Source organism: Streptomyces sp. NPDC054932, from assembly GCF_053610205.1.
The window spans coordinates 12,520-26,469 of the sequence record NZ_JBSGXU010000020.1; the positions used below are offsets into that span (position 1 = coordinate 12,520).

Below are 13,950 nucleotides of genomic sequence, written 5' to 3' on the forward strand. Positions count from 1 at the left end.
CGCACGCGCCCCCTACCGCGGGAGCCAGACGGCGCGGTCCGTCCCCCACCGGGACGGACCCGCCCGCCACTCCCCGAAGGGACTGGCGGCGTGCCGCAGCACCCCGTACCCCGACCCGGTCTCCCTGAGCCACGGCTCCGCCGCGTACCCCGAAGCCGCCGCCCCGGCACCGGCCCCGGCACCCAGTCCCCGCACCAGCCACGACCCCGTCCCGGCGAGGGAGAACCGCAGCCCCCGCCCGCCCCCCTCCGCCAGCGCCCTCAGCACACCGGCCGCCATCAGGTACCCCGTCCCGTGGTCCAGCGCCTGCGCCGGCAGCGCCCCGGGCCTCCCGTCGGGCCCGGCACACGCGGCGGCGATCCCGTACCCCGCCTGCACCAGCGAGTCGAACCCCCGGCGCCCCGCCCACGGCCCGGCCGCCCGCCACCCCCACGCGCACAGCTCGGCCACCACCAGCCCCGGCCACCGCTCCAGCAGCTGCCGCGCCCCGAGCCCGTACGGCTCCAGCGCGCCCGGCCGGTACCCCGTCACCACCACGTCGGCCTCGGCGAGCAGGCCCTCGAAGACCTTCCGGTCCGCCGCCTCCGCCAGGTCCAGCAGCACCGACCGCTTCCCGAAGCCGGTGTCCGCGTACGCGTCGTCCGCCTCGGGCAGCCGCGGCGAGTCGATCCGCAGTACGTCCGCCCCCAGCAGCCCGAGCGTCCGCGTCGCGACGGGCCCGGCGATGACCCGGGTCAGATCCAGTACCCGCACCCCCGTGGCGGGCCGGGCGACCGGGGCATCGCCGAGGGTCCGTCCCCGCACCCCTGTCACCCGTACGGGCTCCACCAGCGGCTGCGGCTCCCCGTAGTCCCGTGCCACGGCGACGGCGAGTCCGCCCTCCCCGTACACGAGCTCCTGCACCTCGAGGGCGCCGCGCCCCGCGACCGCGGCGCGTACCGCCTCCGGCGTCGCGGAGGGCAGCCGCAACGCCCGTACCAGCGCGGCCTCGTGGTGCGGATAGTTGGCGTGCGTGCGTACCCAGCCATCGGCCGCCTGCCAGAAGCCGGACAGCGGAGCGAACGTCACCGGGGCCCGGCCGGAGACCCGGAGGTGACGTTCACTGACGAAGGCCGTGGCCACCGCCCCCTCGTCCACGACGAGGGAAGAGGCGTCCCCCGCCGTACCCCCGGCCCGCAGTGCGGCGAGCTCCCCCGCCGCCAGTCCGCAGACCCCGACGGTGGCGCGCGCCAGCTCCCGTACCGGCAGCGGCCCTGCCCCGAGATCGCCGGTTCCGACGTACCGGACCCGTTCGACGAGGTCCGGTGGGCCCCCGATCGCCTCCCACGCCTGGGCCGTCCCGATGTCGCGTTCCCAACTGATCGTCATGAACGCATCTTTGCCCAGCCGCCTCCCGCCGCTCCCGCCCGGGCTGCTGACCTCTTGTCAGTGGGCGCCCCTACGGTTCTGCTGTGCCGAACTCCTATACGACCTTGTGGACCAACGATCTGTGCCGGGAGCTCGAACGCACCGGTTGTGCCGGCCGGCGCCTCACGATGCTGTTCGGAGGCCCGCACCAGTCGCTGCCGAGTTTCGTGCGGGCCGGCGTCCGGCCCGGTGACACCGTCTTCCCCGTCCGGGCCTTCCGCAAGCGGCTCCACGTGCTGGGTGCCATGGAGGTGTCGCGGATCATCCCCTACGGGGATGCCGGGGCCGAGCTCCACGACGACGACTACGCGAAACTGCTGGACTGGCGGGTGCTGAAGGCGGGCTGCGTCACCGAGGTGCTGCTCGGACCGCCCGGTTCCGCGCTGGGATTCGGCGTGGCCGTCCCGGCCGATCTGCTGGGACGGCTCACGTACACCTCCCGCCGCGGTGAACGCACCCTCAAGCACGTCGTGGACGGCGAACTGGTCCACTCCGTCAGCGTCCAGGGCATCTACCGGCTCGCCGCCGACTCGGCCGCCGAGCTCCGCCGGCTCGTCCTGGAACACAGCCGGTGACCGGCAAACGGCACGCGGGCCCGCTCACTCGATCCCGGCGGCGGCCCTCATGCGGTCCAGGACGTCCTGGGGGGTGATGAGGTAGGACTTGCCCGTGATGGACTGCTCGTACGAGGAGCGGACCGGCTTCCACAGCGCGCATGCCTCCCGCCCCGTGACGGCCAGCGCGTTCTGCATCCGCGGGTCGAACAGGTCGTAGTAGTGGAGGGTGAGGCCCGGTTCCACGGTCTCCTGGATGCGGGCCGATCCGGCCTTCTCCTGGTTCGCGAGGACGCTGATCACGTGCGCCATGTGGATCGCGGGAAGGCGGCCCTGCGGGGCGTCGGGGTGCTCGAAGGTGTGCTGCCAGAGGTACGAGTCGGTGTCCGGCCGGGCTTCGACCGCAGTGGTGGCCAGCCGGCCGAGGTACTCGTGGAGGGATCCGCCGGTCCTGATCGCGCCGCCCAGTACGTGCTTGATCCTTTCGATCAGGCGGTCCTCGTCGTCCGGGGTCTCGAATTCGAGCCGCGCCTGCTCGACCGCGTACTCCTGGTACCAGTCAGGAATCCACTCCGGCAGGTCGTTGACCCCGGTGAGCGGCCGCGGCGTGACGCCGGCCATGTCCTGCGGGGCGTGCGCGTCCAGGCGGACCAGCACGCGGCCGGGGACCTTGGTGAACAGCGGGCCGTCCGGGTCCAGTCCGTACGAGCGGTTCATCCACAGCCGCAGGTGCGGGCCCTCCTCGCCCCCGGGACGCCAGACGGCCTCCGGCACCTCGGAGTCGTCCTGCGTCACCCGGACGGGAGCGCCGATGCGCCGCGCGATGCCGTCCACGTACTCCCGCCACGCGGTGCGCGCCCGGGCGAGGATCTCCGGGTTCTCCTCGGCGCTCTGCGCCTCGATCGCGTACGGCGCGTAGCGCGCCAGCCGTACCGGGTTCAGGAAGTTGCGTCCCTTCCCGTACAGCTCGAAGGCGTTGCCCGAGCGGCTGTGCACGGTGAGGACGGAGTCGATCTCGATCGTGGTGAAGAACTTGACCTGCTCCATCCAGGCGGCGATCCCGCTCTCCCGGACGGGCGGCCCGGACCACAGCGTCGGGTCCGGCAGTCCTATGAAGATGGCCGCGTCCCGGAGTTGGGCCGCTTCGTGCTGCCATGCAACTGGCACAGTTCTTCTCCCCGTTGGATGATCATTCGCCGGTCATCCTAGGGTCGGCCCCGGAAACGCCGAGATCCCGCCCGGTCTTCCGACCGGACGGGATCTCGTGACGTTCACGAGAGCTACTCGCGAACTGTCGTCTGTGGACCTGTGGGGATTTGAACCCCAGACCCCCTCGATGCGAACGAGGTGCGCTACCAGACTGCGCCACAGGCCCTTGCGACGTGTGAAACATTAGCATCCCCGCGCGGGTGCTCCAAAACCGATATCCCGGAGCGTCCGTGCAGGTCACCGATCACTCGTTCGCGGCGCGCGGGCGGTCCTCGCCCTCGTACTGGTCGAACAGCGGGGTGCGGCCCTTGCCCTGGCCGCGCGGACGCGGGGCGGTCTGGGGCTTCGGGTCCGACTGGGGCGGTCCGGGCTGGGCGCGCAGGCGGGGTTCCGTCGGCTCGGCCGTGCTGGAGCGGGTCGCGCTCCAGGCGTCCGGGGCCGCCGGGCCCGTGGCGCGGGGGGCCACCGGCGCCGTCACGTACGTCGGCAGCGGGACCGGGACCGGCTCCCAGCTGTCACCACGGGCGGGGCCGCGTTCGCGCTCGCGCTGCTGGTCCACCCACTCGGCGTGGTCGGTCTGCTCGACGAGTGCGCGCCGTCCGGCTTCCTGCGGGGAAACCGGTGGCGCAGGATCCGGTTCGGCACCGGACGCCGCCTCGGGCTCACGGCGGCTCGGGCGGTTCTCGCGCAGCTGCCGGGCGGCCGCCTCGGCGCGCCGCCGGTCCATGGTGAATTCGTAGCGCCGTCGCTCCTGGACCCGCAGGTGCACGATGTACGTGCTCAGCAGGAGGGCGGGCACGGCGGGCGCCCACAGGTAGCGCAGACCCCCCACCGCGGCGACGACCGCGCCGAGGGTGAAGACCAGGAAGAGGAGCGCGGTCGTGCGCCGGCGGCGGGCGAGGACCTGGAGGCGCTGTTCGCGCCGGGCCCGCTCCGCGCGCTGCTCCCGTTCGGCAATGGCCGGTCTCGGCTCCGCCCTGGTCGGGGGCACGACAAAGGCCCGGGCGTCGACGTCGACGGAATCAACCATTTCCGTCGCGGCGTCCGGGTCCGCGTGGGGCTGGGGCTCCGCCTGCTCGTCACCGCGCTCACGCAGCCCCTTGGCGTAACGGCGCTCCATTCCCGCCCGGCCGGAAAGCAGCCGAATGGCAGTGGAGAAGCGTTCCGTCGGACGGGCTTCGTTCAGCTCGTCCTGCCTCCGGAGCCACATGGGCACCAAGTAGGCGGCCCAGGCCCCGACAATGACTGCGTAGATGAGGCCGCTGCTGCTCACACCTCACACCGTAGAGGGGCGCGGCCGAGGGGATCGGCCAATTGGGCCGGTGTGTCGCACGATCTCGCTGATATCACGGACTTTTTTTGTGATTCTTCGGATCAGGTTATGGGCGAATCGGTTACCCGAGGCCATTAATTCGAACAGATATTCGTTTATCGCTGCTCGGGACGGCTGCCCCCGTTTTTCGGCGGGGACTGCGCGTGCCGCGCCCGGTGCCAGCGGCGCAGCAGCCCCTCCGGCACCTCCTCCACCGTGACCGCGTAGACGAGGTGGTCGCGCCAGGCCCCGTCGATGTGCAGATAGCGCGGCCGCAGCCCCTCCTCGCGCAGACCCAGCTTCTCCACGACGCGCCGGCTCGGAATGTTCTCGGGGCGGATGCACACCTCGATCCGGTGCAGGCCGACCTTCCCGAAGCAGTGGTCCACCGCCAGCGCGACCGCCGTGGGCATCACACCGCGGCCCGCCACCTCGCGGTCCACCCAGTAGCCGATGTGGCCCGCGCACATGGAGCCCCACGTGATCCCGGCGACCGTCAGCTGGCCCACGAGCCGGCCCTGGTACTCGATGACGAAGGGCAGCATCCGGCCCGCGTTCGCCTCCGCCCGCAGGTGGCGGACCATCTGGCGGTACGTCGGCCGCTGGATCACCGGCCCCCACGGCGCGGGCGGCGGAATCGTGGCCTCCCATGGCCGGAGCCAGTCTCGGTTGCGCCGGTTGACCTCGCGCCAGGCCTTCTGGTCCCGCAGCTTTATCGGCCGGAGCGTGACATCGCCGTCCGCCAGGACCACCGGCCAGGAGGGGCCGTTCAGCTCGCGCTCCCGGAGGGTGCCGCCGGTCTGGGATGGTCGCCGCCGCGGATCTGGTCCACCGCGTGCGGCAGGACGCGGGACAGGACGGCGAGGCCGTCGCGCACCCCGCCCGTCGAGCCGGGGAGGTTGACGATGAGGGTGTGCCCGGCCACGCCCGCGAGGCCCCGGGACAGGGCCGCGGTCGGCACCTTCGCCAGGCCTTCGGCGCGGATGGCCTGCGGGATGCCCGGGATCTCGTAGTCCAGCACCCGCGCGGTGGCGTCCGGGGTGCGGTCGGTCGGCGAGATGCCGGTGCCGCCGGTGGTCAGGATGACGTCGTACCCGGCGGCCACGCCCGCGCGCAGCGCCTGCTCCACGGGATCGCCGTCCGGGACGACCTGCGGGCCGTCCACCGCGAAGCCGAGCTTCTCCAGCGCCTCGGCCAGCAGCGGGCCGCCCTTGTCCGCGTACACGCCCTGCGAGGCCCGGTTCGAGGCCGTGACGACCAGGGCCCGGCCCACCGCCGGTGCGGGCGCCGCGGCCCCGTCGGCCGTGGCGAGGTGGCTGTGCACCTCGCCGCCGCGCGGGGCGTTCACGAGCGCGCCCAGTCGCCGGACTTGCCGCCGGTCTTCTCCTCCACCCGGACGTCCGTGATGACCGCGCCCTTGTCGACCGCCTTCACCATGTCGATCACGGTGAGGCCGGCCACCGCGACGGCGGTCAGTGCCTCCATCTCGACGCCCGTGCGGTCGGTGGTCTTCACGGTGGCCAGGATCTCGACGGCGTCGTCGGCGACCGTCAGGTCCACCTTCACGCCCGAGACGGCCAGCGGGTGGCACAGCGGGATCAGATCGGGGGTCTTCTTCGCCCCCATGATCCCGGCGATCCGCGCGGTGGCGAGGGCGTCGCCCTTGGGAACGCCCTCGCCGCGCAGCAGCTCAATCACCCGCGGGGCGACGAGGACGCGCCCGCTGGCCCGCGCCGTCCGGGTGGTGACGTCCTTCCCGGACACGTCGACCATCCGGGCCGCGCCGGCCTCGTCGATGTGGGTGAGCCTGCTCTCGGTACTCATTGCTGCGCCGCTCCGCTCTGGGCCCGCGAGGAGCCTGTGTGGTGCGACACACGCTACCCGCACCGGCCCGGCTTCAGCTGAGCAGGACCACTTCCAGCTCCGTCCCCGGCTCCACCGAGGTGACATCCTCCGGTACGACCATCAGGGAGTCGGCGTGCGCCAGCGCGGCGATCAGGTGGGAGCCCGATCCGCCGACCGGGCTGACCGTGCCGCTCTCGGCGTCGTACTTGCCGCGCAGGAACTGGCGGCGGCCGGCCGGGGAGCCCAGCGCCTTGTCGGCCGTCAGCACCGCCCGCACGCTCGGCCGCCGGACCTCGGACTCCGGCAGCCCCATGAGGGTGCGGATCGCGGGGCGCACGAACAGCTCGAAGGAGACGTACGAGGACACCGGGTTGCCGGGCAGCGCCAGCAGCGGGGTGTGGTCCGGGCCGATCGAGCCGAAGCCCTGCGGCTTGCCGGGCTGCATGGCGAGCTTGCGGAAGTCGATCCCGCCCCCGGCCACGTCCTCGGCGTCCGCGTCGCCCGCGCCGACCGAGGACAGCGCCTCCTTGACCACGTCGTACGCGCCGACGCTGACCCCGCCCGTGGTGACCAGCAGGTCGGCCCGGATCAGCTGGTCCTCGATGGTGGCGCGCAGGGTGTCGGCGTCGTCCGCGACGGCCCCGACCCGGTAGGCGATGGCCCCGGCGTCCCGCGCGGCCGCGGCCAGCGCGAAGCTGTTGGAGTCGTAGATGGTGCCCGCGGTGAGCGCCTCGCCGGGCTGGACCAGCTCGCTGCCGGTGGACAGGACCACCACCCGGGGGCGCGGCCGCACCCGTACGGTGCCGCGCCCGATGGCGGCCAGCAGGGCGATCTGCGGGGGCCCGAGGACCGTGCCGGCCGCGAGCGCCAGGTCACCGGCCTGTACGTCGCTGCCGCGCGCGCGGACGTGGGCCCGTGCCTCGGCGGCGCGGTGCACCCGTACCTCGCCGCTCGCGTGCTCGGGGGCGGCGCTGGCCGGTGTCATCCCGGCGGCCGCGCCGCCGCCCGTACCGCCGTCGGTCCACTCGACCGGTACGACGGCTTCCGCGCCGGGCGGCAGCGGGGCGCCGGTCATGATCCGGGCAGCCTCGCCGGGGCCCACGGTGGGCAGCTCACCGCTGCCCGCCGCGACGTCCCCGACGACGGTGAGCACCGCGGGAAACTCCTCGCTCGCACCCTGGACGTCGGCCGTGCGGACGGCATAGCCGTCCATGGAGCTGTTGTCGAAGGGCGGGAGGGCGACGGGCACGGTCACGTCCTCGACCAGGACACAGCCCTGGGCGTCCAGCAGTTGGAGCTCGATGGGCTCCAGCGGCCGGACGGCCGAGAGGACGTCCGCGAGGTGCTCGTCCACGGACCACAGTCGGTGGCCGGTGTCCTGCGGTGCGGAACTGCTCAAGGTGCTACATCTCCTCCGTGACGTAACGGTGAAGCCAGGTGCGGAACTCGGGGCCCAGGTCCTCGCGCTCGCACGCGAGGCGGACGATGGCCCGCAGGTAGTCGCCGCGGTCCCCGGTGTCGTAACGACGGCCCCGGAAGACCACGCCGTGCACCGGACCGCCGACGGTCTCGTCCGCGGCCAGCTTCTGCAGGGCGTCGGTGAGCTGGATCTCCCCACCGCGGCCCGGCTCGGTCTCCCGCAGTATGTCGAAGATCGCGGGGTTGAGGACGTAGCGTCCAATAACCGCGTAATTGCTGGGGGCGTCCTCGGGCTCCGGCTTCTCGACGAGTCCGGTGATGCGGACCACGTCCTCCTCGTCCGTGGCCTCGACGGCGGCGCAGCCGTAGAGGTGGACGCTGGCCGGGTCGACCTCCATGAGCGCGATGACGGTGCCGCCGGTGCGGGCGTAGATGTCGGCCATCTGACGCAGCAGCGGGTCGCGCGGGTCGATGAGGTCGTCGCCGAGCAGGACGGCGAAGGGCTCGCGGCCGACGTGCGGTTCGGCGCACAGCACCGCGTGGCCCAGGCCCCGGGGGTCGCCCTGACGGACGTAGTGCATGGTGGCCAGGTCGCTGGATTCCTGGACCTTCTTCAGCCGGTCGTCGTCGCCCTTGGCGATGAGGGCCGACTCCAACTCGTAGTTGCGGTCGAAGTGGTCTTCCAAGGCACGCTTGTTACGCCCAGTGATCATGAGGACATCGTCGAGTCCGGCCCCGACGGCCTCCTCGACCACGTACTGGATGGCCGGCTTGTCCACAACCGGGAGCATTTCCTTCGGGGTCGCCTTGGTCGCCGGGAGGAACCGAGTACCGAGGCCAGCGGCCGGAATCACGGCCTTCTTGATCACGGGGTGCAACATAGTCATGGCCAGAACGATAGTGGGTTCTGCAGAGCGCCAGACTGGATCGCAGCAGGTAGATACGTGTATGCCCCAATTCGGAAGGATATTTGATTTCGTCGTGGCAGAGAACCCGCCCACCGCCTCCGCCAAGGCCGGACTGCGCCGAGAACTGCTCGCCGCACGCCGGGCCCTGTCCCCCGAAACCTGCCGCACGGCGGCCGGCGCACTCGCCGTCAGGGCCCTCGAACTGCCCGAACTTGCCGATGCCCGCACGGTGGCGGCGTACGTCTCGATCGGCACCGAACCCGGCACCCGTGAGCTCCTCGACGCCCTGCGCGCGGCCGGCAAACGCGTGCTGCTGCCCCTGCTGCTGCCCGACAACGACCTCGACTGGGCGGCGTACGAAGGCCCGGACACTCTCGCCGAGGCCGCCCACCCCGGGAAGATGCGGCTGCTGGAGCCGACCGCCCCCGCGCTCGGGCCGGACGCGGTCACCGGGGCCGACGCCGTGCTGCTGCCCGGGCTGGCGGTGGACGGCCGCGGCATGCGGCTGGGCCGCGGCGGGGGCAGTTACGACCGTGTGCTGGAGCGGCTGGAGCGCGCCGGGGCACATCCCGCGCTGGTCGTGCTCCTCTACGACGACGAGGTGGTCGCGCGGGTCCCGGAGGAACCGCACGACCACCCCGTTCAGGCGGTGGCGACCCCGTCAGGGGTGCGCCGCTTCAGCCGGCCCTAGGAACCCTCGGGCTTGAGGGTCAGGGTGTCGACCGTGGCCTTCTCGACGGCGTCCTTGCCGAAGGGCCACTCCAGCAGCTCGCCCTTGGCCCACATCGTCGTCTGGTCCGTGTAGTGCGCGTTGTACGCGTGCCCCGAGGCCCCCGTCAGGTTGATCCAGCGCGACTTGTCGAGCTCGTTGAGGTTCACGACCATCCGCATCGACGGCACCCACGTGACCCCGTAGCCGCTGGAGGCGTTCCAGCCGGTCGCGTTGACCGTGGCCTCGCCGCCTCCCAGGTTCCACGGGCCGCGGTTGAGGAGCCACTGCATGAAGCCGGGCCCCTCGGTGCCGATGGTCTGGTTCTTCAGCGTCAGCTGGTGCAGGCGACCCCAGCTCCAGGTGGACTGGTCCTTGCCGAGCTTGGCGGTCAGCTCCCAGCGGGCGTCCGCCATGGCCCGCGCGAACAGCTCGTCGCGGGTGGTGGTGGCCGGCTTGTTCAGGCCCTTGGCGGGTGCGCTCCACCACGGCGACTTCTCGTCCTTGACCAGGCGGCGGACCACCTCGAACCAGCGGTCTCCGCCGTCGGGCTGAGCCGAGTCCGCGTCGCGGGTGCCGCACTCGCGGACCGTCTTGGCGAGGTCGTCGGCCGGGCCGGTGCCGTTGCCGAGGACGTTCATGCAGCTGCCCTCGATCCGCAGCTCCTTGGGCATCTTGTCGCCGAAGGACAGCTTGAGGATGTTGCGCCAGACCGCGTTGAAGTAGGCCGCGGCCGCCGAGTCGGGCTCCTGCGTGTAGTTCCAGCCGTCCAGCAGCTTCTGCGCGGCGCGCACGCCCGGGTCGTTGATCTCGATCTTCGAGAGCATCGGGGTCAGCAGCGCGGCGATCTCGCTGCTGTTGTCCATCTGCATGGTGCGCATGTCGTCGGTCGAGATCCGGCCGCCGTCCTTGATCTTCGCCTCGATGAGGTCGTTGATCCGCTGGCTGCGGGCGCCGTAGCCCCAGTCGGTGGTCAGCAGGTACGGGTACTTGCCCGCGCCGGTCCCGCTCTCCACGACGGCCTGGTTGGCGGTGACGATGTAGCCGCGGGACGGGTTGTAGTCCCAGGGCATCTCGCTCTGCGGGATGTAGCCGGCGTTGCCGTCCTTGGTGCCCTTCCAGGCGTACTTGGAGTCCCAGCCGGGGGCGGGCATCCGGCCGTCGACGCCCTGGCCGCGGACCGGGATCCGGCCCGGGGCCTGGTAGCCGATGTTGCCCGCGGCGCCCTTGTTGTCGGCGTAGATCAGGTTCTGGGAGGGGACCTCGAAGTCGGCGGCCGCCTTGCGGAAGTCCTCGAAGGTCTTGGCCCGGTCGAGCTTGAAGACCGCATCCATGGACTTGCCCGGGTCCAGCGCCGTCCAGCGCAGGGCCACGGCGTATCCGTCACCGCGGTCCGGGGCGGCGCTGGCGACGGGGGCCCGGGTGCCGACCGTGCCGAGCTGCTCGCTGCGGTCGGAGACGAGCGGACCGTTGTTGGTGGTGCGGACGGTGATCGTCTTGCTGTCGCCGCCCGCGATCTTGATGACCTCTTCACGGACGGTGAAGGGCAGCACCCGGTTGTCGTAGACGTAGCCCTCGGGCTTGACCTGCTCCAGGTAGAGGTCGGTGACGTCGGCGCCGAGGTTGGTCATGCCCCAGGCGATGTCGGTGTTGTGGCCTATGACCACGCCGGGCATGCCGGAGAAGGTGTAGCCGGCCACGTCGTACTGGCACTGGGCCGAGACCGTGCGGCAGTGCAGGCCCATCTGGTACCAGAGCGAGGGCAGCTGCGGGGACAGGTGCGGGTCGTTCGCGAGCAGCGGCTTGCCGGTGGTCGTGTACTTGCCGGAGACGACCCAGGAGTTCGAGCCGATGCCGCTGCCGTTGGGGCCGAGGATCGCGGGGATCTTGTCCAGGGTGTCGGCGAGGGCGGTCAGCTGGGTGCGCAGGCCCACGGCCGCGCCCTGGGCGGTGGCGTTGCCGGCGAGGCCGGTGCCGGCGCCGTTCCCGATGCCGCCCGCGGCCGAGGGCTGGGATCCGGCGGCGGCGCCGCCCGAGCCGGTGCCCGCGCCCTGGGGCGTGTACTTGCCGCCCTCGACCTTGCCGCCCTCGACGATCGGCTTGTTCCGGTCGAAGGGGTACGGCGGGTAGAGCTCGTCGATCTGCGCCTGCGAGAGCTTCGTCGCCATCAGCGCGCGGTCGATCTCGTCCTGCATGTTGCCGCGCAGGTCCCAGGCCATCGCCTTGAGCCAGGCCACCGAGTCCACCGGCGTCCACTGCTCGGGCCGGTAGTCGTCGCTGATCTTGAGGGCGGCGTGCTCGACGGAGAGGTCCTTGCCGGACTTCCCCTTCAGGTACGCGTTGACCCCGTCGGCGTATGCCTGGAGATACTTCTTGGTCTCGGGCGAGAGCTTGGTCTCGTACTCGGCCTGCGCGACCTGGCGCCAGCCCAGCGTGCGCAGGAAGGCATCGGTCTCGACCTGGCCGGCGCCGAACATCTCCGAGAGCCGCCCGGACGTCATGTGACGCCGTACGTCCATCTCCCAGAACCGGTCCTGCGCGTGCACGAAGCCCTGCGCGCGGAAGAGGTCGTCGTCGTTGTCCGCGTAGAGCTGGGGAATTCCGTGGGCATCGCGCTTCACGTCGACGGTCCCGGTCAGGCCCGGCACCTTGAGGGAGCCGGTGGTCTGGGGGAAGGAGGCGCGCACGCTGTCCACGCTCCAGTACGCCCCGTAGCCGAGGCCCGCGAAGAGCGCCAGGACCAGGACGAGCACGATCAGACGGGCGCGTCGTCCCTTCTTCTTGACGGGAGGAGCGGTTTCGTTGGCGGGCATCGCTGTCCTTAGAGGGGCAGGGTGGTCCTGGGAGTACTGGGAGCAACCATAGGCGTACGACCGCCTCCGTTGATCCGCCAGGGGTCGAGGTGCTGAGGACAGGGGGGAACAGGCGTTTCACAATGTGGTTATCGCGTAAAGGGCGCGTCAAAGATTAGGTAAGGTAACGAACTACTTGCCGAACTTGTCGCCGGGAGGATCGATCCGCCGGGCGCATTGAGGAGGGCCGCCCGCTGACTGTCCACACGCTCAATGAGCTTTTGCTGGTCTGCTCGCTCGTGCTGCTCGTCGCTGTCGCGGCGGTACGCATCTCTTCACGCAGCGGTCTCCCCAGCCTGCTCATCTACCTCGGCATAGGCATCGCGATAGGCCAGGACGGCATCGGCAACGTCGTATTCGACAATGCCGAGCTGACCCAGGTCATCGGCTATGCCGCGCTGGTCGTGATCCTCGCCGAGGGCGGTCTGGGCACGAAGTGGAAAGAGATCAAGCCGGCCCTGCCGGCCGCGGTCGTGCTTTCCCTGGTGGGCGTGGCAGTGAGCGTGGGCGTGACGGCGGCGGGGGCGCACTACCTGGTCGGCCTGGAATGGCGACAGGCCCTGCTGATCGGCGCGGTCGTCTCCTCGACCGATGCGGCGGCCGTCTTCTCCGTGCTGCGGAAGGTCCCGCTGCCCTCCCGGATCACGGGCGTCCTGGAGGCCGAGTCCGGATTCAACGACGCACCCGTCGTCATCCTGGTGGTGGCCTTCTCGACCGTCGGCCCGGTGGACGAGTGGTACGTCCTGATCGGCAAGATCGCCCTGGAGCTGGCGATCGGCGTCGCGATCGGCCTGACCGTGGGCTTCCTGGGCGCTTACGGCCTGCGACACGTGGCCCTGCCCGCCTCCGGCCTCTACCCGATCGCCGTGATGGCCATCGCCATCGTGGCGTACGCGGCCGGCGCGATCGCGCACGGCTCCGGCTTCCTCGCGGTGTACCTGGCCGCGATGGTGCTCGGGAACGCGAAGCTCCCGCACTGGCCGGCCACCAGGGGATTCGCCGACGGGCTCGGCTGGATCGCCCAGATCGGCATGTTCGTGCTGCTGGGCCTGCTGGTCACCCCGCACGAGCTGGTCCGCGACTTCTGGCCCGCCGTGATCATCGGACTGGTGCTGACGATGGTCGCGCGGCCCCTGGAGGTCTTCATCAGCCTGCTGCCCTTCCGGATCTCCTGGCAGGAGCAGGCGCTGATGTCGTGGGCGGGCCTGCGCGGCGCCGTGCCCATCATCCTGGCGACCATCCCCATGGTGTCCGGGATCGAGGGCAGCGACCGCGTCTTCAACATCGTCTTCGTGCTGGTCGTCGTCTACACCCTGGTCCAGGGGCCGACCCTGCCCTGGCTGGCGCGCAAGCTGAACCTCGGGGGCGGGGACGAGGGCGCCTTCGACCTCGGGATCGAGTCGGCGCCGCTGGAGAAGCTGCGCGGGCACCTGCTGTCCTTCTCCATCCCGCCGGCCTCGCGGATGCACGGCGTGGAGGTGAGCGAGCTGCGGCTGCCGCCGGGGGCCTCGGTCACGCTGGTGGTCCGGGACGCGAAGAGCTTCGTACCGGCGCCGTCGACCGTGCTGCGGCGCGGGGACGAGCTGCTGGTGGTGGCCACGGACCCGGTCCGGGACGCGGCGGAGGCGCGGCTGCGGGCGGTCGCCCGGGGCGGCAAGCTGGCGGGGTGGCTGGGCACCGGCGGACCCGTCTCGCGCTAGCGCGGCACGGGATCGAGATTTAGAGCGGCGTTCTA

General features: G+C 71.6%; 12 protein-coding genes and 1 tRNA gene. 3 read left to right on the plus strand and 10 right to left on the minus strand.

Features of this window, described 5'->3' with window-relative positions; all coding sequences use genetic code 11:
- Positions 1–12: 12 nt before the first annotated feature.
- Positions 13–1,368, minus strand: coding sequence for a CoA transferase (locus ACWGE1_RS08395; RefSeq protein ID WP_453419772.1), 1,356 nt, complete (start codon positions 1,366–1,368; stop codon positions 13–15).
- Between the two features lie 83 nt (positions 1,369–1,451).
- On the opposite strand from ACWGE1_RS08395, the gene ACWGE1_RS08400 reads away from it, so the two are divergent.
- Entirely contained in the window at positions 1,452–1,982 is a 531-nt protein-coding gene (locus ACWGE1_RS08400) for a hypothetical protein (RefSeq protein ID WP_453419773.1), read from the plus strand.
- A gap of 24 nt (positions 1,983–2,006) precedes the next feature.
- On the opposite strand, the gene ACWGE1_RS08405 is transcribed toward ACWGE1_RS08400, so the two are convergent.
- From ACWGE1_RS08405 to galU, 8 genes are all read right to left on the minus strand, one after another.
- On the minus strand, positions 2,007–3,128 hold the full coding sequence (locus ACWGE1_RS08405) for a hypothetical protein (RefSeq protein WP_453419774.1): 1,122 nt from the start codon (positions 3,126–3,128) through the stop codon (positions 2,007–2,009).
- Between the two features lie 134 nt (positions 3,129–3,262).
- A tRNA-Ala gene (locus ACWGE1_RS08410) sits at positions 3,263–3,336 on the minus strand.
- A 78-nt stretch (positions 3,337–3,414) separates the two neighbouring features.
- Positions 3,415–4,443, minus strand: a complete 1,029-nt coding sequence (sepX, locus tag ACWGE1_RS08415) for a divisome protein SepX/GlpR (protein ID WP_453419775.1) — start codon at positions 4,441–4,443, stop codon at positions 3,415–3,417.
- A 155-nt stretch (positions 4,444–4,598) separates the two neighbouring features.
- Positions 4,599–5,234 carry a GNAT family N-acetyltransferase gene (locus ACWGE1_RS08420; RefSeq protein WP_453419776.1) on the minus strand — a complete coding sequence of 212 codons (636 nt, stop codon included), beginning with the start codon at positions 5,232–5,234 and terminating at the stop codon, positions 4,599–4,601.
- A gap of 17 nt (positions 5,235–5,251) precedes the next feature.
- On the minus strand, positions 5,252–5,830 hold the full coding sequence (locus ACWGE1_RS08425) for a MogA/MoaB family molybdenum cofactor biosynthesis protein (RefSeq protein ID WP_453419777.1): 579 nt from the start codon (positions 5,828–5,830) through the stop codon (positions 5,252–5,254).
- Positions 5,827–6,306, minus strand: a complete 480-nt coding sequence (moaC, locus tag ACWGE1_RS08430; RefSeq protein WP_453419778.1) for a cyclic pyranopterin monophosphate synthase MoaC — start codon at positions 6,304–6,306, stop codon at positions 5,827–5,829. Before moaC ends, ACWGE1_RS08425 begins: the two co-directional genes overlap by 4 nt.
- 73 nt (positions 6,307–6,379) lie before the next feature.
- A complete protein-coding gene (gene glp / locus ACWGE1_RS08435) occupies positions 6,380–7,726 on the minus strand; it encodes a molybdotransferase-like divisome protein Glp (RefSeq protein WP_453419779.1) in 1,347 nt (448 codons plus the stop codon).
- A 4-nt stretch (positions 7,727–7,730) separates the two neighbouring features.
- Positions 7,731–8,633, minus strand: coding sequence for a UTP--glucose-1-phosphate uridylyltransferase GalU (galU, locus tag ACWGE1_RS08440; RefSeq protein WP_453419780.1), 903 nt, complete (start codon positions 8,631–8,633; stop codon positions 7,731–7,733).
- Positions 8,634–8,727: 94 nt separating this feature from the next.
- Here galU and ACWGE1_RS08445 point away from each other — a divergent pair, with 94 nt between their 5' ends.
- On the plus strand, positions 8,728–9,345 hold the full coding sequence (locus ACWGE1_RS08445) for a 5-formyltetrahydrofolate cyclo-ligase (RefSeq protein ID WP_453419781.1): 618 nt from the start codon (positions 8,728–8,730) through the stop codon (positions 9,343–9,345).
- Here ACWGE1_RS08445 and ACWGE1_RS08450 read toward each other — a convergent pair.
- The gene (locus ACWGE1_RS08450; RefSeq protein ID WP_453419782.1) at positions 9,342–12,176 is read right to left on the minus strand and encodes a penicillin acylase family protein; all 2,835 of its coding nucleotides are present in this window, start codon (positions 12,174–12,176) and stop codon (positions 9,342–9,344) included. The two genes, ACWGE1_RS08445 and ACWGE1_RS08450, sit on opposite strands and share 4 nt — an antisense overlap.
- Before the next feature lie 215 nt (positions 12,177–12,391).
- On the opposite strand from ACWGE1_RS08450, the gene ACWGE1_RS08455 reads away from it, so the two are divergent.
- Positions 12,392–13,915, plus strand: coding sequence for a potassium/proton antiporter (locus ACWGE1_RS08455; RefSeq protein ID WP_453419828.1), 1,524 nt, complete (start codon positions 12,392–12,394; stop codon positions 13,913–13,915).
- The last annotated feature ends 35 nt before the right edge of the window (positions 13,916–13,950 follow it).